The organism is Synechococcus sp. OH30 (assembly GCF_047462175.1).
Lineage (GTDB): Bacteria > Cyanobacteriota > Cyanobacteriia > Thermostichales > Thermostichaceae > Thermostichus.
Map to the genome: position 1 here is coordinate 119,432 of NZ_JANSIP010000004.1, position 16,365 is coordinate 135,796.

Consider the following 16,365-nt stretch of genomic DNA (forward strand, 5'->3'; position numbering starts at 1 on the left):
TACCTATCCTTACTCAAATCCTCTTCGCACAGCCAGAGGTCAATCCAACTCGGCCCTGTGGCTAACCTTCCGGAATTGGCCACCCTCGTGGATAAATCAAATAGACAGTACCGCCGGAGTGTGCCAACCACAAAGACTCCAGCTGGTCGCGGCGGTAGGTGCGGCGAACCTCTGCGTGGGTCGGGGCCGCCGGGTCGTGGAGGATGGGATCCCCTTGGTTATCGAACCCCACCAGGACTGCCAGATGGCCGTTGCTGCGGGGGATCGGCGCCCCCTCTAGCTCGCCCTCACCCCAGGCGTAGCTAAGGATTACCGGCACCCCCGCCGCAATCCAGGCTTCTGCTTGGGCCAGGCTCTGCAGCCGCGCCACCAGGCCGGCCAAACCTCGCTCGGCGGCATAAGCCACATTGAAGGCCCAGTTGCCGTGGCCCTGGTAAACCCGGTCGTACACCCCGGCCACCGCGGCGCGCACCAACGGCTCACAGGGGCGGGGATCCCGCTGCCAGTAGGCCATCACCATGGCCAAAGCGGTGGGGCTGCACCAAGCTGCTCCCCCGTCGGCGTAGACCATCTGGGAACACAAGGGCAGATCCAAGACCTGGCCCCAGCGGCTGGGATCCCCAGGGGGGAGGTGGCTGGGCTGGGCTGGCTGGTTGGAAAAGGCAACCGCCACCTGATCCACAAGGGGGGAACGGCCTGGCTCTTGCGTGAACAGGCGCACCCTGACCTGAAAAGCTTCGGCCCCCCTTTGGGTATCCTGGAGCACCAACACATCCGTGTTGAGGTTGCCGTCCTCATCTGCCTGCCCGCCCACGGAGTGGCTGGCCAGGGTGGCCGGATCGGCGGCCCACACGCCAGCGTGATACCACTTTGTCCAGTGCCCCGCAAGCTTGGCCCGGATCCCCACTTCCAGCCAGGTGCCGGGGGGCGTGGTGGCATTCCAGGAGACGATCGCTTCCACCAGAGGAAAGCTGGCGGGAACCTCCGCGCTGACGGCTTCTCCCACCCAATAGCGGCCGGGGGGATAAAAAGGCCGGCCCTGAAACGCCGACTCAGGCCCTTCAAGGCTGACTTCTTGGCGCCAGCCCTCTGGATCCAAAACCAATTGCCCTTGGGCATTCAGCCGGATCCCGCGGGCTGACCAGTCCTGAAAACCTTGGGGGGCATGCCAGCGCCGCAAGCCGGTGCGGTAGGTGGAGGGGATCTGGGCCTGCATTGCCAGGAGTCCTGGGGAAGTGGGAACCGGCTGGGCCAACGCCGGCAGAAGCAGTACAGTCACGCTAGCCAGCCCGAGCAGACCCTGCCAACCGCTCCAGCCTTTCGCAACCCCCATGCTCTGCTTGCCCCCACTAGTAGCGCGACACTGCCGGGTGCCCCTTAATGTACCAGCGCCAGGGGAGCTCCACGCCGCGGGTAATACCGATGCGGGTGGTCTGGACAATGGTCCATTGGGCTGGCCCAGAGGGGGATCCCTCCAGCCAAATGCCTTCCTGACCGGCTTCCACCCGCTCCAGCCGCCAGCCGTTGTGGGATCCGTCGATGCGCAGCGCCTGGCAGAGCAGGCCCGGCCCTGCCGCCACCCGCGCCGGTTTCCGTCGTTTATTGGCCGGGATCCACTCCGGCAGGCAATCCAACTGGGCTGCCCGGATCAGCACTGCTGACGCGATCCCTTCGGCCCCAGTGACGATATTTAGACAGTGGTAGAGGCCGTAGATGCGATAGACGTAGAGATGCCCTGGCGGCCCAAACATCACCTGGTTGCGCCGGGTTTTGCGGCGATAGGCGTGGCAGGCCGGATCCCCAGCTGTATAGGCTTCTGTTTCCACGATCTGGGCCCGCACCTGCAGCCCATCGGCAAATTGCCGCACCAGCACCATGCCCAGCAAGGCCGGTGCCACCAGCGGCGCCGGCTGGCTTAACCAGTCCCTGGGATCCACAGCAGGCTCGGCAGCCCTCAGCCGCCGGCAACAGCAGGGACGATGCTCACCTCATCCCCATCCTGAAGAGGCGTGTCGGATCCCTGAAGGAAGCGAATATCTTCGCTATTGACATAGAGATTAACAAAGCGGCGCAATTCCCCCTTTTCATCGCACAGCCGCGCCTTGATGCCTGGATAGCTTTGCTCCAAGGCCTCCAGCAGCTCCCGAATGGTGGATCCCTCGCAACTGACCACCTCCTGATCCCGGGTGAGCGCCCGCAGCGTGGTGGGAATTAACACCTTGACCGCCATAAGTCCAATGCTTTGTCCATTGACCAACATTAGAAGACTAGGGTAGCAGCACCCCATCGCTGCCGTGAATCACGCCGTAAGTTCACGCTGGCCCCTTCGACCCGGATGCTGCCATTGGATGGATCCAGCGGCAGCCCTGCCAAGGGGGTAGGGAGGATCCCGCTTGGCCGGCTGCAACCACGTCTCCACAGTGCCCGGCAGCAAGTGCCCAAAGGCCAGATTGGAAGGGGCAAAGGCGAAGAGGCATGGTGCAGAGCTCTTGAGCACTTGGGTTTGGGAGGGGGATCCCCCTCGCTTTAAACCGAAGCCTCCTGCCAGTCCAGCCGCTCCAACGTACGGGCCCGCTCCAGCGCCTGTTCAAAGCTCTCCAGCTTAGGCGAGATCACCAGCGGATGGCCCACCTGCGCCTGCACCGCCTCCTGGGTCTTCAAGCCATTGCCGGTAATGTAGGCAACCGTAACCGCCTCGGGATCGAGGTGGCCAGCTTCGGCCAGGTGTTTGAGCACGGCGATGGTGGTACCGCCGGCCGTCTCAGTGAAGATACCTTCGGTCTCGGCCAGGAGCTTGATGCCAGCGACAATCTCAGGATCCGTAGCCGTCGCGATCTGGCCGCCGGTCTTGCGGGCAATCTCCAAGGCGTAGATGCCGTCGGCAGGGTTGCCGATGGCAATCGACTTAGCAATGGTGTTGGGCTTAACGGGAGTAACAAAATCCCGTCCTTCGCGAAAGGCCTGGGCAATCGGTGCACAGCCCTGAGCCTGGGCGCCATGGAAGGTAACCGGCTTCTCCGCCACCAGCCCCACCTTCACAAACTCCTGAAAACCTTTGTAAATCTTGGTGTACAGGGATCCGGACGCCAGCGGGATCACCACCTGATCCGGCAGTTGCCACCCCAGTTGCTCCACCACCTCGTAGGCCAGGGTTTTCGAGCCTTCTGCGTAGTAGGGGCGCAGGTTGATGTTGACAAAGCCCCAGCCGTAGCGATCGGCCACCTCGGCGCAGAGGCGATTGACCTGGTCGTAGTTGCCCTCCACCGCCATGACGATGGGGTTGTAGATGAGGGATCCCAGCACTTTGCCCGCTTCTAAGTCCGCTGGGATGAAGATGACACAATCTAAGCCAGCGTGGGCGGCAATGGCGGCGGTGGAGTTGGCCAGATTGCCCGTGCTGGCGCAGGAAACGGTGGTAAAGCCCAGCTCCTTGGCGCGGGTTAGGGCCACCGACACCACCCGATCCTTAAAGCTGAGGGTGGGCATGTTGACGGCGTCGTTTTTGAGGTAGAGGTTTTTCAACCCCAACCGCCGGCCCAGCCGCTCCGCTTTCACCAGCGGGGTCATGCCGGTGCCCACATCGATGGGCCGCTCCGAAACCACCGGCAAAAAAAGCCGATAGCGCCAGATGGACAGCGGCCCGGCCTGGATGCTCTGCCGGCTGACGGCGCCCTTGAGCCAGTCATAGTCGTAGACCACTTCGAGGGGGCCAAAACACAGGTCGCACACGTGCTTGGCAACCGGCTCGTACTCGGCCCCACATTCGCGGCAGCGCAAGCGGCTGAAGCCCACCTGGGGGTTGCGCAGGGCAGGGCTGAGCGGGCGTTGAGAAAGGGTTTGCGTCATAGGAAGCCTCAGGCAGGAGAAAGGGCTGGATCTGGTTGACCCATCGTCGAGGCCAATCTTATCACCCCCGATCTACCCCGTCAACTAAATCCGACTAAAATAGTCTGGATTAGATCTGGCCGGAAGGCAGGCGATGGGCGAGGGACTGAAAAGCCCCGCCGTCTCAAGCGCTGCCCCTCTCGCTAAACTGGAAAAAAATTGGGATCCCGCTATTTAGCGGCGAAGGCCACCGTATGCTCAAAGTTGGACGGGAGAACGTGGACTTTCTCGACCACTACGACGTGATCGTCGTGGGTGGGGGGCATGCTGGCTGTGAAGCGGCCCTGGCAGCAGCACGCTTGGGCTGCAATACCTTGATGCTGACGTTGAACCTGGACAAGATTGCCTGGCAGCCCTGTAACCCCGCCGTCGGCGGCCCGGCCAAGTCGCAACTGGTGCACGAAATCGATGCCCTCGGCGGCGAGATGGGCAAGGTTACCGACCGCACCTACTTGCAGAAGCGGATCCTCAACCGCTCGCGGGGGCCAGCGGTGTGGGCCTTGCGGGCGCAAACCGACAAGCGGGAGTACGCGCGGGTGATGCGCTCAGTGGTGGAAAACCAACCCAACCTGACGCTCCGCGAGGGCACCGTCACCGACCTGGTGCTGGGGCGCAACGATGAGGTGGTGGGCGTGGTTACCCACTTTGGCAGTGTCTTCGGCTGTCGGGCGGTGATCCTGACCACCGGCACGTTTCTGGGAGGGCGCATCTGGATTGGCCGCCACTGGCAACCTGCCGGCAGGGCGGGGGAATTTGCCGTCGAGGGGCTGACCGACACCCTGCGCCAACTGGGCTTTGAGACAGGCCGGCTGAAAACTGGCACCCCTGCCCGTGTGGATCGCCGCAGCGTCGATTTTTCGGTGATGGAGCGGCAGCCAGGGGATCCCGACGTGCGCTGGTTTAGCTTTGACCCAGCGGTGTGGGTGCCGCGGGAGCAGATGGACTGCTACCTCACCTACACCACCCCAGAGACGCACCGCATCATTCGGGAGAACCTCCACGAAACTCCTGTCTACGGCGGTTGGGTGGAGGCCAAAGGGCCGCGTTACTGCCCCAGCATTGAAGACAAGATCGTGCGCTTTGCCGACAAAGAGAGGCACCCGGTCTTCATCGAGCCAGAGGGGCGAGATCTGCCGGAGCTCTACATCCAGGGGTTCTCGACGGGGATGCCAGAGAAAATCCAAATCCAGATGTTGCGCTCCTTGCCCGGCCTGGAGCGGTGCGTGATGCTGCGGCCTGCCTACGCGGTGGAATACGACTATCTACCGGCTACCCAGCTCTACCCCACCCTAATGACCAAAAAAGTGCAGGGGCTCTTCTGCGCCGGCCAAATTAACGGCACCACCGGCTACGAGGAGGCGGCAGCCCAGGGTCTGATCGCCGGGATCAATGCCGCCCGCCTAGTGCAGGGCAAGCCGCTGGTGACGCTGCCGCGCGAGTCCAGCTACATCGGCACCCTCATCGACGACCTCTGCACCAAAGAGCTGCGGGAGCCCTACCGCATGCTCACCAGCCGCTCCGAATACCGCCTCATCCTACGTGCTGACAACGCCGACCAGCGCCTTACTCCTCTGGGGCGAGAGTTGGGCCTCATCGACGACCGCCGCTGGGCTCTTTTCCAGGCCAAGCAAGCCCGCCTTGCCGCTGAGATCGAGCGCCTGGAAACCCAGCGGGTCAAAGCCCACGACCCCGCCGGGATCCACCTTAGCCAACTGACTGGCCAGGGGATCAAAGGATCCGCCACCTTAGCCGAGCTCCTGCGCCGCAACCAGATTCACTATGCCAACCTACTGGAGCTGGGGTTGGGCAATGAGGAGCTGGATCCCTTTGAGCAGGAGGCAGCAGAAATTGCCGTCAAATACAGCGGCTACATCCAGCGGCAGCAGAACCAAATTGAGCAGGTGAGCAAGCAGTACCACCGCCCCCTGCCCCCCGATCTGGACTACCACTCCATCCCCACCCTCTCCAAAGAGTCGCGGGAGAAACTGGCGGCCGTCCGCCCCCTGACGGTGGGCCAGGCCGCTCGCATTGGCGGCGTCAACCCCGCCGACATCAACGCCCTGCTCATCTACCTCGAGGTGCGGCAACGTCAGAGGGCCACGGCAGAACCCGTTAGCACCTCGCGGTAATCTCTGCCCCCCTTGCCGTAGAGGGCAGGGATCTCTTCTAGGGGCAGGCGCGAAGCCACGCCTAGATCCAGGGGCGAGACCTCCCCGCGCAGCCAGTGGCAGAGGCCAGCTGCCCCAATCATGGCGGCGTTGTCGGTACAGAGGGCAACAGGCGGGATGATCACCCGCAGGCCCTTGTGGCGGCCCGCTTCCAGCAGGCGAGCCCGCAGCTCCCGGTTGGCGGCCACCCCCCCTGTAACCAGCAGGGTCGAGAGGCCCAGCGCCTCGGCACAGGCCACCGCTTTTTCGGTCAGCACGCGGGTGAGGCAGGCCTGGAAGCTGGCGGCAATATCGGCCACGGGCAGTTCCCGGCCTTCTTGCTGCAACTGTTGGACTAGGCGCAGCACCGCTGTCTTCAAGCCGCTGAAGCTGGTGTCGTAGGGGTGATCTAGCCTGCCCGCAGGCAGGGGAAAGCGGTTGGGATCCCCTTGTTGCGCCCAACGGTCGATCGGGGGCCCGCCGGGGTAGCCCAGCCCCAGCAGCCGCGCCACCTTGTCAAAGGCTTCGCCGGCAGCGTCGTCGCGGGTGCGGCCTACCGTCTGGTACTCCCCGTAGTCCTTCATCCAGATCAAGCTGGTGTGGCCCCCTGAAACCAAAAGGCAGAGACAAGGGGGGCGCAAGTCGGGCTCGGTCAAAAAACCGCTGAAGAGGTGGCCCTCCAGATGGTGCACCCCAATCAAGGGTTTGTCGTAGAGCAGGGCCAAGGTCTTGGCCGCCATCAGCCCCACCAGCAGGGATCCCACTAGGCCCGGCGCACAGGTAACAGCAATGGCATCCAGATCGGCCACGCCCAGCCCGGTCTCCTGCAGCGCTGCCTCCAGCACAAAGGGCAGGGTTTCCACATGGCGGCGGGAGGCCACCTCCGGCACCACGCCTCCGTAAGCTGCATGGAGGTCAATCTGGCTAGCCACCACAGAGCTAAGCTGCCGCGGGGCAAAGGTTGGCCAGCTCGGCTCCCCCTCCACCACCGCCACAGCCGTTTCGTCGCAACTGGTTTCGATAGCGAGGACGCGGGCCATGGGAGAGCAAGGGAAGGAAAAGGGGTAGGAATGCTTGAGGATCCTTAAGAATTGTGTGAGCTAAAACCCGGGATCCGTCGAGGCGAAGCACTCGGGAGTATGATACTAACCGTTTAGTGCCCGTTTCTGCACTAAGCATTCCTGCCCATTGAGCATCATCCTAGACCCCTAGCTCAAGGACACATCCTGCCATGCGAACCCTTTTGAGTCTTCTTTTGGCCCTTTGCCTAGCGCTTGGTTTTACCCAGGCTGTGCAGGCAGAGCCCTTGATTGGTTTGAAGCCTTGCAGCGAAGTTCCCGCTTTCCAGGCCCTGCGAGAGCAGCGCCTGAGCAGCCTCGAAGAGAAAATCCGCAATGCCAGCCCCGAGTTGGCTCCTCTTTACCAGCAAAAGTTGGTCCAAACCGAAAAGCGTTTTGAACGCTACAGCAAGCTGCTCTGTGGCGAGGAAGGCTTGCCCCACCTAGTTACCGATGGCCGCTGGAGCCATGCCGGTGAGTTTCTCATCCCTGGCTTACTTTTCCTCTACATTGCCGGCTGGTTGGGCTGGGCAGGCCGCTCCTACCTGATTGCCGTTCGCGATAGCGATGAGCCGGAGATGAAAGAAAGTATCATCGACGTCCCCTTGGCACTGCGCTGTTTCCTGACAGCTTTGGCTTGGCCCGCAGCTGCCCTCAAGGAAATTGCCAGTGGTGACATTCAAGAGCCGGAGGAGGCTGTTCCCATCTCTCCTCGCTGAGGAAGGGATCTTGCCTGATTAGCTTAAGTCAACCCATTCCCTGTGAGAGGTCGATATGGCTGATTTCACCAAATTTCTCACCACAGCTCCGGTAGCCCTCATTTTGTTTTCTAGCTTCGTCCTTGCCCTTTTTATTGAGATCAATCGCTTCTTCCCCGACATTTTGACGTTCTAACTCAGAGGGTCAGGGATCCCCACCAAGCCATGGGGATCCCTGCTTAATTTCCTTGGCTTCTCTTGGCCTGACACAAGATTGCCCCATGCTTGAGCCCACTGTCGAGGAATACATCACTGTCCCCGAAGGGGATCCGCAAATTGGCAACCTGCAGACCCCAATTAACCATGCGCCTGCTGTTCGTCTCTTCTTAAATTGGCTGCCGATCAACCGCCCGGGAGCCAGCCCCATCTGGCGAGGTCTGGAAATTGGCATGGCCCACGGCTATTGGCTGGTGGGGCCCTTTGCCAAGCTTGGGCCTTTGCGCAACGAGCCCATTGGCCTGCTGAGCGGCTTCTTGGGAGCCTGTGGTCTCATTTTGATCCTGACGGCGGCCCTCTCGCTCTACGGCAGCGTCTCCTCGCCGCGCCATGGTGGGTCAGGGCAGGGATCCCAGTCTTGGAGCGAATTGGCTGCCGGCTTTTTAATAGGGGGGATGGGGGGAGCCATGGTTGCTTACCTGCTTTTGCTCAATGGGGATCTCCTGTTTCCCCCCCTTCGCTAAGTTTCCAGCATTTTTTGGGAGCAGCCGTGACTAATCCACTCCTTGATCCCACTTCTGAGAGATTGTCGTTGACCGAGATCCGTCGCCTGTCGCCAGCTGCTCTAGCCTACTTGGGGGATGCCATTTACGAACTGCACGTGCGGCGGCAACGGTTGTTTCCCCCAGATCGCCTGGAGCGCTACCATCAGCAAGTGGTGAAGCGAGTGCGTAGCTCGGCTCAGGCCAAGTTACTGTTAGCGCTGCTACCTTATCTCAGCCCTGAAGAGCAGGCTATTGTCCGCTGGGGCCGCAATGGTTGTGGTCGCCCACCCCGGCATCTAAGCCTAGTTGACTATCAGAATGCCAGTGGCCTGGAAACTATCCTGGGCTACCTCTACCTCACCAATCCCGACCGCTTGCGCTCTATTCTTGCCCTCACCGATGTTTTGGCTGAGACGATAGACGACTAGGAAGGTTAGGATCAGCCTCTGCTCGGCACCGTTTTCTTTCCTCTCATGCCTAAGCCTTCTCAGCCCAAAGCTCCTCTACAACTTTCTCGCCCACGCAAGTTGCGGCAACCCACGGATCCCAAGGCCGAGGCGGAACAAGAGATCATCTACGGTCGCCAAACGGTATTGGCGGCCCTGCGGAGCGGCGCTACCCTCAACCGGGTTTGGGTGGTGCCAAAGCTGCGGTATAGCCCCCAGTTTTTGTCACTCTTGGAGGAGGCCAAAGCGCGCGGCACGGTTATTGATGAGGTCTCTCCCCAGCGGCTAAACCTCCTCACCGGCGGAGCTAACCATCAAGGGATCGCTGCCCAGACCACCCCCTATTGCTACGTGGATCTAGAAGAGCTGGTGGAACAGAGCCGCCAGGCTAGCCCCCAGCCGGTGCTGGTGGTGCTAGACGGGATCCAGGATCCCCACAACCTGGGGGCCATTGCCCGCAGCGTGGAGGCGTTTGGCATGCAGGGGATGGTAATCCCGCAGCGGCGGGCGGCAGGCGTTACCGCAACCGCGATGAAGGTGGCAGCGGGGGCCCTCTCTACCCTGCCGGTGGCGCGGGTGGTGAACTTAAACCGCGCCCTGGAATACCTCAAAGAGCAGGGGTTCTGGATCTATGGCACCACCAGCCAAGGGGCTGCCCCTGTCTATAGCGCCGACTTTCGCCGACCCGTTGCCTTGGTAATTGGATCCGAAGGGGAAGGCATCAGCCTACTCACCCAGCGCCACTGCGACCAACTGCTGTCGATTCCCTTGGCAGGCCGCACCCAGAGTTTAAATGCCTCGGTGGCAGCAGGCATCGCCCTTTATGAGATCCACCGGCAGCGCTCCCCCCACCGGCTCAAACGCGCCGAGACTGAAACAATTCTCAACAAATCCTCAACGAAGGCAGTAGAATCTAGGTGATTGCAAAAGATCCTGAGTCATCCTTTGCGCTTAATAGGGGGGGATGGATCCCGTGGGCAACCCTTTGGTCTGGCTGTTGGATAGGCTGCGCGGCTTAGCGGTCTGGATTGAGATCACCACCGACGACTGCACCTACTACTACGGCCCCTTCGCCAGCGAGAAAGAAGCGGAAGCGCACAAAAGCCACTACATCGCCGACCTAAAGGCGGAGGGGGCTGAAAAGATCGAGGTTCAGATAAAGAAAATGCGCCAGCCGCAGACGCTGACGGTGGTTCACACCCCTTCACAGGTGGGTTCTTGAGGTTCGCTATGGTTTACCAGATCACTGTCCATCATCGGGGCCAGACCTACCAGTTTCCTGCCGCGGCGGATCAGACGGTTTTACAGGCAGCTCTCGAGTACGGCCTGGAGCTACCTTCCTCTTGTCAGGCGGGAGTCTGCACCACCTGTGCGGGGCGGCTAAAGTCGGGATCCGTAGCCCAGCCTGACGCAATGGGGATCGGGCCGGAACTCAAGGCTCAGGGCTTTGTTCTGCTGTGCGTAGCCTACCCTACCTCCGACTTGGAGGTGGAAACGGATCAAGAGGAGGAGGTTTACCGCTTGCAGTTTGGCTCCTAGCCCTGGTCTAGCATCAAGTATCTCCAAGCTGTGAAGCTCCATTTTCTGTGTCTAGCTTTGCCCCTAAGTTTGCCGCTTTCTGCTTCTCAAATAGAGGGATCCCTTCTCCAACAAGTGGCCCAAGAGCTGGGGCAGCCAGCCCGCCTCCTGCGCTGGAGTCTGACGGCGGTGGAGGGGGAGAGGGTTTGGGTGGAGGTGGTGGCTACCACGGACGAGGCGAGTTGGGTTTAGGCTATAGAAATGGCTAGTGGTACCCCCGGCAGTTGCCATGTCTGTCTCCAAACCTGAAGCGGCCCCAGCTCCAACTTTGGCCGAGCAGCGTCCCCCTGTGGCCCTCACCATCGCCGGCTCCGATAGCGGCGGCGGAGCAGGCATTCAAGCGGATCTGCGCACTTTTGCCTTCCAGCGCGTTCACGGCACTTCTGCCCTTACCTGCGTAACTGCCCAGAATACCCTGGGGGTTAAGCGAGTGGATCCCCTACCCCCGGAGGCGGTGGCTGCCCAGATTGAGGCGGTAGTGGAAGACATTGGGGTGCAAGGGATCAAAACCGGCATGTTGCTCAATGCCGAGATTGTGGGGGAGGTGGCCCGCCAGGTGGAACGCTGGGCGCTGCAGCCGCTGGTAGTGGATCCGGTGATGGTCTCCCGCACGGGGGCCAAGCTGCTGGCGGAGGATGCCATCCAGGCCATCCGCGAGCGGCTGATCCCTCTGGCTCAGGTCGTTACCCCCAACCGCTACGAGGCTCAGATTTTGGCAGGGATGGAGCTGCAGTTGCTGGCGGATATGGAGGAAGCGGCCCGCCGCATCCACGCCCTGGGCTGTAAGGCTGTACTCGTCAAGGGGGGAGGTATGCCAGGGGAACTGCAGGGGGTGGATGTGTGGTTTGACGGCGAGCGGCTGGAGGTCCTCAAAAGCGAGCGCATCCCCACCCGTCACACCCACGGCACCGGCTGCACCCTCTCGGCAGCCATTGCGGCGCAACTGGCTTGGGGAAAGGATCCCCTGACGGCAACGCTGGCAGCCAAGGCCTATGTTACCGACGCCCTGCGTCATCCTCTGGCCATCGGCGCAGGACAAGGGCCGGTAGGGCACTTCTACCCGCTGCTGCAGTCCTAGCCCTTCCCAGAAAGCAAGCTTGGTGGCACGGGCTCACCCTGCTGGGGGAGGATTGGCTAGAGCAGTTCCCGCACGTCCACCACTTTGCCGCTTACTGCCGCTGCCGCCACCATGGCCGGGCTCATCAGCAGGGTGCGTCCCGTGGGGGATCCCTGGCGGCCCTTGAAGTTGCGGTTGGAAGAAGAGGCGCTGATTTGCCGGCCTACCAGGCGGTCTGGGTTCATGGCCAAGCACATGGAGCAGCCGGGATCCCGCCACTCAAACCCTGCCGCCTCAAAGATCTCGCGCAGGCCCTCGCGTTCCGCCTCCTGCTTGACCTGCTCCGAGCCAGGCACGACAAACGCCTTCACTCCAGGCGCTACCCGCCGTCCTTTGGCAATCTTGGCCGCCTCCCGTAAATCACTCAAGCGGCCATTGGTGCAGCTGCCAATGAAGCAGACATCCACTGGCGTGCCCACAATGGGATCCCCAGGCCGCAAACCCATGTAGGCATAGGCTTCCCTAGCCAGCTCCCGCTCGCTTTCTGGCAGCTCCTCGGGAGCAGGGATCCGCTCGTCTACCCCAATGTTTTGGCCGGGGGTAATCCCCCAAGTTACCGTGGGGGCAATCTCAGAGGCCTGAAACACCACTACATCGTCATAGACAGCGTCGGCGTCGCTGGCTAAGCTTTTCCACCAGGCCACTGCCTCCTCCCAGTCGGATCCCTGAGGAGCAAACTCCCGTCCCTTTAGGTACTCAAAGGTTACCGCATCGGGATTAACGTAGCCGCAGCGGGCTCCCCCTTCAATGGACATGTTGCAGAGGGTCATGCGCTCCTCCATGCTCATTGCCTCGATGGTGCTGCCGCCGTACTCGTAGGCGTAGCCCACCCCGCCTTTGACCCCCAGCTTGCGGATGATGTGCAGGATAACATCCTTGGCGTAAACTCCTGGCCCCAGGCTGCCCTGGACCTCGATACGGCGCACCTTGAGCTTAGACAGGGCCAAGGTTTGGGTGGCCAGCACGTCCCGCACCTGGCTGGTGCCAATACCAAAGGCAATTGCTCCAAAGGCGCCGTGGGTAGAAGTATGGCTATCGCCGCAGGCAATGGTCATCCCTGGCTGCGTCAGCCCTTGCTCCGGCGCAATCACATGCACGATCCCCTGCCGACCGGAGCCGCTGTTGTAAAAGCGGATGCCGTATTGGCGACAGTTGCGCTCCAGCTCCTGGATCATCTCCTCCGCCAAGGGATCCGCAAAGGGCCGCGTCCGGTTGTCCGTGGGAATGATGTGATCCACTGTAGCCACGGTGCGCTCCGGGAAGAGAACCGGCAGATGGCGCTCCCGCAGCATGGCAAAAGCCTGGGGGCTGGTCACCTCGTGGATGAGGTGCAGGCCGATAAACAACTGCGTCTGCCCCGAGGGCAGAACCCGCACCGTATGGGCGTCCCAGACCTTGTCAAAAAGCGTTCTTTCGCTCATCTTCCTCTCTAGCCCGCGGCCAAGCCGATCTTTCTTAACTTAATTTCTCTCAATTCTAAGGTTTGCCAAGGCAGGGGCGGCCAGGGCCCTTTTCCCAGCCAAGCTAGCGGGCACCTCTAGGGGGGGTCAAGCGGCTGGGGATCCGGCTCGAGCAAAATGCCGGTGGGAGCAGATTGGGTTACCCAGAAATCCACCTCCGGAAAGTGGCGACGCAGGCTGTCGCGGGCTTGGGCGGCCAATTCCAGGCTGGGCATGATCCCAAACACCGTCGGCCCCGAGCCCGACATCAAGGCCCCCCATGCCCCTGCCTCAAGCAAGGCCTGGCGCAATTTTCCCACAATGGCGTACTCCGCCAAAACCGGCTGTTCCAGATCGTTGCGCAAACTGCGGGCCAAGGCCAGCAGATCCCGCTGCTCCAGAGCAGCCAGCACCTGGGGCAAGCTCGGCAAGGAGGACGCGGCAGAAGGTAAGGAAGCGGCAGGGCGAGTGCGAAAGGCCTGATAGGCCCAGGCGGTGGAAACCCCTAGATACCGGGGCTTGGCCAAGAGCAGGGGGATCCCTTCCCAGTCGGCCAGGGGCTGTAAAACTTCTCCCCGCCCCGTGGCTAGCTGCGTCCCTCCCTGTACGCAGAAGGGAATATCGGATCCCAGACGCGCCGCCAAGTTCTGGAGCTCTCCTACCGTTAGGCCCAAGCCCCAGAGCTGGTTGAGTCCCACCAAAACTGCCGCCGCATCCGCTGAGCCGCCCGCCAAGCCCGCTGCTACTGGGATCTGTTTTTCCAGCTGGATCTCCACTCCCAGATCGGCCTGACATTCCTTTTGCAGCAGCTCAGCCGCTTGGTAGGCTAGGTTACGGCCATCTGCCGGCACCTCCGGGTGGCTGCAGATTAGGTGGATGCCGTGGGCACGGCGCTGGAGACGCACGCGATCTGCCAAAGCAATGCTCTGCAGGATCATAGCCACCTCGGAATAGCCATCGGGGCGGGATCCGAGGATTTCCAGGTAAAGATTGATCTTGGCGCGGGCAATCAGGGTACAGGCTTGCATGGGGTGAGAACGGGGTTGGCAATGCATCTCCACTCCCCTCAGCCTGTCCAGACCAACGCAAACACAGACCTCATCTGGGGAGCCCTTTCAGCCCGATTCTAAGGCAAGGGATCTGGGTAGAACCCTGGGGCTAGCTACTTTTTGCTGCAGCTATTCCAGACCTGATAAAGTTTTGGCACCCTCTGCCTCACCACTGCCCCATGAGCAAGCCCAAAGTTGGGATCCTCTACAACGACGCCAAGCCCGCCGCCAAGCGCAGCAGCGAAACCTTGGCCCGCTGGTTTCAAGAACAGGGCTGGGAGGTCTGTGTTGCCCCCAACTGGGGCGGCATTCTCGGCTACGCTAAGCCCGATAGTCCCGTTTGCTTGACGAAGGTGGACAGCTTGGCCCCCGCCGGCTTTGACGAAAGCATGAAGTTTGCCGTGGTGCTGGGGGGAGATGGCACTGTTTTGGCAGCAGCCCGGCAACTGGCCCCCAAAGGGATCCCTTTGCTGGCCGTGAACACTGGCCACTTGGGCTTTCTGACGGAGACCTACCTCAGCCACCTAGAAGAGGCGGCCAAGGCAGCCATTGCCGGCGAGTACATCCTAGATCGCCGCAGCATGCTGCTGGTGCAGGCCTACCGCGGCCATGAGTTGCGCTGGGAGGTGCTCAGCCTCAATGAAATGGTGCTGCACCGCGAGCCCTTGACCAGCATGTGCCACTTTGAAGTAACCATTGGGGAGCACTCACCTTTGGATGTAGCTGCCGACGGCATCATTTTAGCCACCCCCACTGGCTCGACGGCCTATGCCCTTTCGGCGGGAGGGCCTGTCATCACTCCCAGTCTGCCGGTGTTGCAGTTGATCCCTATCTGTCCCCACTCAATGGCCTCACGGGCTCTGGTTTTTCCCGATTCGGAAGAGGTGTGGATCAGCCCCGCCAGCCCCCAACCGCTGGTTTTGGTAGCCGACGGCAATGCCGGCTGCTACATCCTGCCAGAAGACCAAATCCGCGTTGTCCGCGCCCCCTACTGGACAGATTTGATTCGCCTCCGCCGACCGGAGTTCTTCCGCGTCATGCGCGAGAAGTTGGGCTGGGGCCTAACCTATGCTTCTAAGCCTACCTCGGTAGAGCTGCCCTAGCCGGAGAACTTAGGAGTCCTGCACAAGTTGTTGGTCTTGGGAGGCCGTTGGATGGAGGCGCTGCCGAAGACCCGCTTGCCGGTGCCCGCATCCCCTAAAAACTTGCTGTTGACGCCGCCAAAGCAATCCACAAAACCCAAGGGGCGACGCTGTGGGTAGTCTAGCAAAGGGATCCGCCTAGGGATGGATAGTTCCGTCGGGGAGGATGGCCCCGCTCAAGTCGACAAATCGATCCCAGCCGGGACTTAGTTTTGCGCCCTTTAGGTTTGCTCCTCTCAGATCCGTGCCGTCCAGGTTTGCTCCCCTTAGCTCGGCCCCACTCAGGTTGGCTTGCCACAGGTCGGCCCCGCTCAGGTTGGCCCCGCTCAAGTTGGCCCCGCTCAGCTTGGCCAAGATCAAGTTAGCCCCGCTCAGGTCGGCCCCGCTCAGGTTGGCCCCGCTCAGGTCGGCCCCACTCAGCTTGGCCTGGCTTAGGTCCGCCCTGCTCAGACTGGCCCCGCTCAGGTTGGCCCCGCTCAGGTTGGCCTGGCTCAGGTCAGCTTTGCTTAGCTTGGCCCAGCGGAAATCTCGCTCTCCCGCTTCATACCTTGCTCGGACATCTCCAAGCTGTCGGAGAGGAAGGCGATAGGACCTTGCCACCTGCACATGCTGCGGATCCTGCGCTTCCAGCAGCGTCTCCCAAGCCGCAAACTGCACCTCCCAGTTGGGATCATTTTGCAGGGCGTGGATAACAAGCTCGGCCCCTTTGGATCCGTACTTCAGGGCACCCTTGATTGCTTGGATTCTCACCTTGGGATCCGGACTGTCTAGGGCTTGCTCAACGGCTACCCAGCCTCCCATGACCGGATCGGAGCCGGCCAATTGCTGCCCACCCAGAACAGGATCAAAGGTTTCCGCCATCCCTAACCTCAAGTTAACCTTCCAACTACCTGCTGCTGCATAAGCCATAGGCCCGGTCAGTTTTGGCAATTACTTCAGCTCGGTAAGCTTCCAGCCCCCAAATGGACCACCAAAATCAGGGATCCCGTAGCCCAAAGCAGCCGCTGTCTGTTGGATCCCTGGGGAGCTAATGGTTTTGGTAGGG

20 protein-coding genes are annotated in these 16,365 nt (G+C 61.5%); 11 read left to right on the forward strand and 9 right to left on the reverse strand.

The genetic code is table 11. The annotated features are described in order from the left end of the window. Positions 1–61: 61 nt before the first annotated feature. The 4 genes from NW830_RS06275 to thrC all read right to left on the reverse strand — a co-directional run bounded on the left by NW830_RS06275 (position 62) and on the right by thrC (position 3,846). The gene (locus NW830_RS06275) at positions 62–1,279 is read right to left on the reverse strand and encodes a peptidase C39 family protein (RefSeq protein WP_414362424.1); all 1,218 of its coding nucleotides are present in this window, start codon (positions 1,277–1,279) and stop codon (positions 62–64) included. 70 nt (positions 1,280–1,349) lie between these two features. Beyond that, complete coding sequence (locus NW830_RS06280; protein WP_414362425.1) at positions 1,350–1,937, reverse strand: DNA-3-methyladenine glycosylase; 588 nt, start codon at positions 1,935–1,937, stop codon at positions 1,350–1,352. 17 nt (positions 1,938–1,954) lie between these two features. Then, the gene (locus NW830_RS06285) at positions 1,955–2,230 is read right to left on the reverse strand and encodes a ubiquitin-like small modifier protein 1 (RefSeq protein ID WP_414362426.1); all 276 of its coding nucleotides are present in this window, start codon (positions 2,228–2,230) and stop codon (positions 1,955–1,957) included. Positions 2,231–2,526: 296 nt separating this feature from the next. Beyond that, a complete protein-coding gene (gene thrC / locus NW830_RS06290) occupies positions 2,527–3,846 on the reverse strand; it encodes a threonine synthase (protein ID WP_414362427.1) in 1,320 nt (439 codons plus the stop codon). 233 nt (positions 3,847–4,079) lie between these two features. On the opposite strand from thrC, the gene mnmG reads away from it, so the two are divergent. Beyond that, the gene (mnmG, locus tag NW830_RS06295) at positions 4,080–6,014 is read left to right on the forward strand and encodes a tRNA uridine-5-carboxymethylaminomethyl(34) synthesis enzyme MnmG (RefSeq protein ID WP_414362428.1); all 1,935 of its coding nucleotides are present in this window, start codon (positions 4,080–4,082) and stop codon (positions 6,012–6,014) included. On the opposite strand, the gene tsaD is transcribed toward mnmG, so the two are convergent. Beyond that, positions 5,975–7,072: a tRNA (adenosine(37)-N6)-threonylcarbamoyltransferase complex transferase subunit TsaD gene (gene tsaD / locus NW830_RS06300; protein ID WP_414362429.1), complete on the reverse strand. Its 1,098-nt coding sequence runs from the start codon at positions 7,070–7,072 to the stop codon at positions 5,975–5,977. The genes mnmG and tsaD overlap by 40 nt on opposite strands. Positions 7,073–7,263: 191 nt before the next feature. Here tsaD and NW830_RS06305 point away from each other — a divergent pair, with 191 nt between their 5' ends. The 9 genes from NW830_RS06305 (at position 7,264) to thiD (ending at position 11,651) form a co-directional block, all read left to right on the forward strand. Beyond that, positions 7,264–7,809, forward strand: a complete 546-nt coding sequence (locus NW830_RS06305; RefSeq protein WP_414362430.1) for a Photosystem I reaction center subunit III — start codon at positions 7,264–7,266, stop codon at positions 7,807–7,809. 55 nt (positions 7,810–7,864) lie between these two features. After that, positions 7,865–7,984, forward strand: coding sequence for a Photosystem I reaction center subunit IX (locus tag NW830_RS06310; RefSeq protein WP_414362431.1), 120 nt, complete (start codon positions 7,865–7,867; stop codon positions 7,982–7,984). Positions 7,985–8,069: 85 nt separating this feature from the next. Then, positions 8,070–8,528 carry a photosystem I reaction center subunit XI gene (locus NW830_RS06315; RefSeq protein WP_414362432.1) on the forward strand — a complete coding sequence of 153 codons (459 nt, stop codon included), beginning with the start codon at positions 8,070–8,072 and terminating at the stop codon, positions 8,526–8,528. 26 nt (positions 8,529–8,554) lie between these two features. Beyond that, complete coding sequence (locus tag NW830_RS06320; RefSeq protein ID WP_414362433.1) at positions 8,555–8,977, forward strand: ribonuclease III domain-containing protein; 423 nt, start codon at positions 8,555–8,557, stop codon at positions 8,975–8,977. Positions 8,978–9,022: 45 nt separating this feature from the next. Beyond that, positions 9,023–9,916 (forward strand): 23S rRNA (guanosine(2251)-2'-O)-methyltransferase RlmB, encoded by an 894-nt coding sequence (rlmB, locus tag NW830_RS06325; protein WP_414362434.1) that lies wholly within the window; start codon positions 9,023–9,025, stop codon positions 9,914–9,916. 43 nt (positions 9,917–9,959) lie between these two features. Continuing rightward, a complete protein-coding gene (locus NW830_RS06330) occupies positions 9,960–10,217 on the forward strand; it encodes a DUF1816 domain-containing protein (protein WP_414362435.1) in 258 nt (85 codons plus the stop codon). An 8-nt stretch (positions 10,218–10,225) separates the two neighbouring features. Further along, positions 10,226–10,534, forward strand: coding sequence for a 2Fe-2S iron-sulfur cluster-binding protein (locus NW830_RS06335; protein ID WP_414362436.1), 309 nt, complete (start codon positions 10,226–10,228; stop codon positions 10,532–10,534). A 30-nt stretch (positions 10,535–10,564) separates the two neighbouring features. Beyond that, positions 10,565–10,765, forward strand: coding sequence for a hypothetical protein (locus NW830_RS06340; RefSeq protein ID WP_414362437.1), 201 nt, complete (start codon positions 10,565–10,567; stop codon positions 10,763–10,765). 37 nt (positions 10,766–10,802) lie between these two features. After that, the gene (gene thiD / locus NW830_RS06345) at positions 10,803–11,651 is read left to right on the forward strand and encodes a bifunctional hydroxymethylpyrimidine kinase/phosphomethylpyrimidine kinase (RefSeq protein WP_414362438.1); all 849 of its coding nucleotides are present in this window, start codon (positions 10,803–10,805) and stop codon (positions 11,649–11,651) included. 56 nt (positions 11,652–11,707) lie between these two features. On the opposite strand, the gene leuC is transcribed toward thiD, so the two are convergent. Beyond that, positions 11,708–13,111 carry a 3-isopropylmalate dehydratase large subunit gene (gene leuC / locus NW830_RS06350; RefSeq protein ID WP_414362439.1) on the reverse strand — a complete coding sequence of 468 codons (1,404 nt, stop codon included), beginning with the start codon at positions 13,109–13,111 and terminating at the stop codon, positions 11,708–11,710. Positions 13,112–13,227: 116 nt separating this feature from the next. Next, a complete protein-coding gene (ispE, locus tag NW830_RS06355; protein ID WP_414362440.1) occupies positions 13,228–14,184 on the reverse strand; it encodes a 4-(cytidine 5'-diphospho)-2-C-methyl-D-erythritol kinase in 957 nt (318 codons plus the stop codon). 173 nt (positions 14,185–14,357) lie between these two features. Between ispE and NW830_RS06360 the strand changes: the two genes are divergently transcribed. Beyond that, positions 14,358–15,281, forward strand: a complete 924-nt coding sequence (locus NW830_RS06360; RefSeq protein WP_414362441.1) for an NAD(+) kinase — start codon at positions 14,358–14,360, stop codon at positions 15,279–15,281. On the opposite strand, the gene NW830_RS06365 is transcribed toward NW830_RS06360, so the two are convergent. Together NW830_RS06365 and NW830_RS06370 are read right to left on the reverse strand one after the other, a co-directional pair. Then, on the reverse strand, positions 15,278–15,448 hold the full coding sequence (locus NW830_RS06365; RefSeq protein WP_414362442.1) for a hypothetical protein: 171 nt from the start codon (positions 15,446–15,448) through the stop codon (positions 15,278–15,280). The genes NW830_RS06360 and NW830_RS06365 overlap by 4 nt on opposite strands. 10 nt (positions 15,449–15,458) lie before the next feature. Beyond that, the gene (locus NW830_RS06370; protein ID WP_414404614.1) at positions 15,459–16,181 is read right to left on the reverse strand and encodes a pentapeptide repeat-containing protein; all 723 of its coding nucleotides are present in this window, start codon (positions 16,179–16,181) and stop codon (positions 15,459–15,461) included. Between the last annotated feature and the right edge of the window lie 184 nt (positions 16,182–16,365).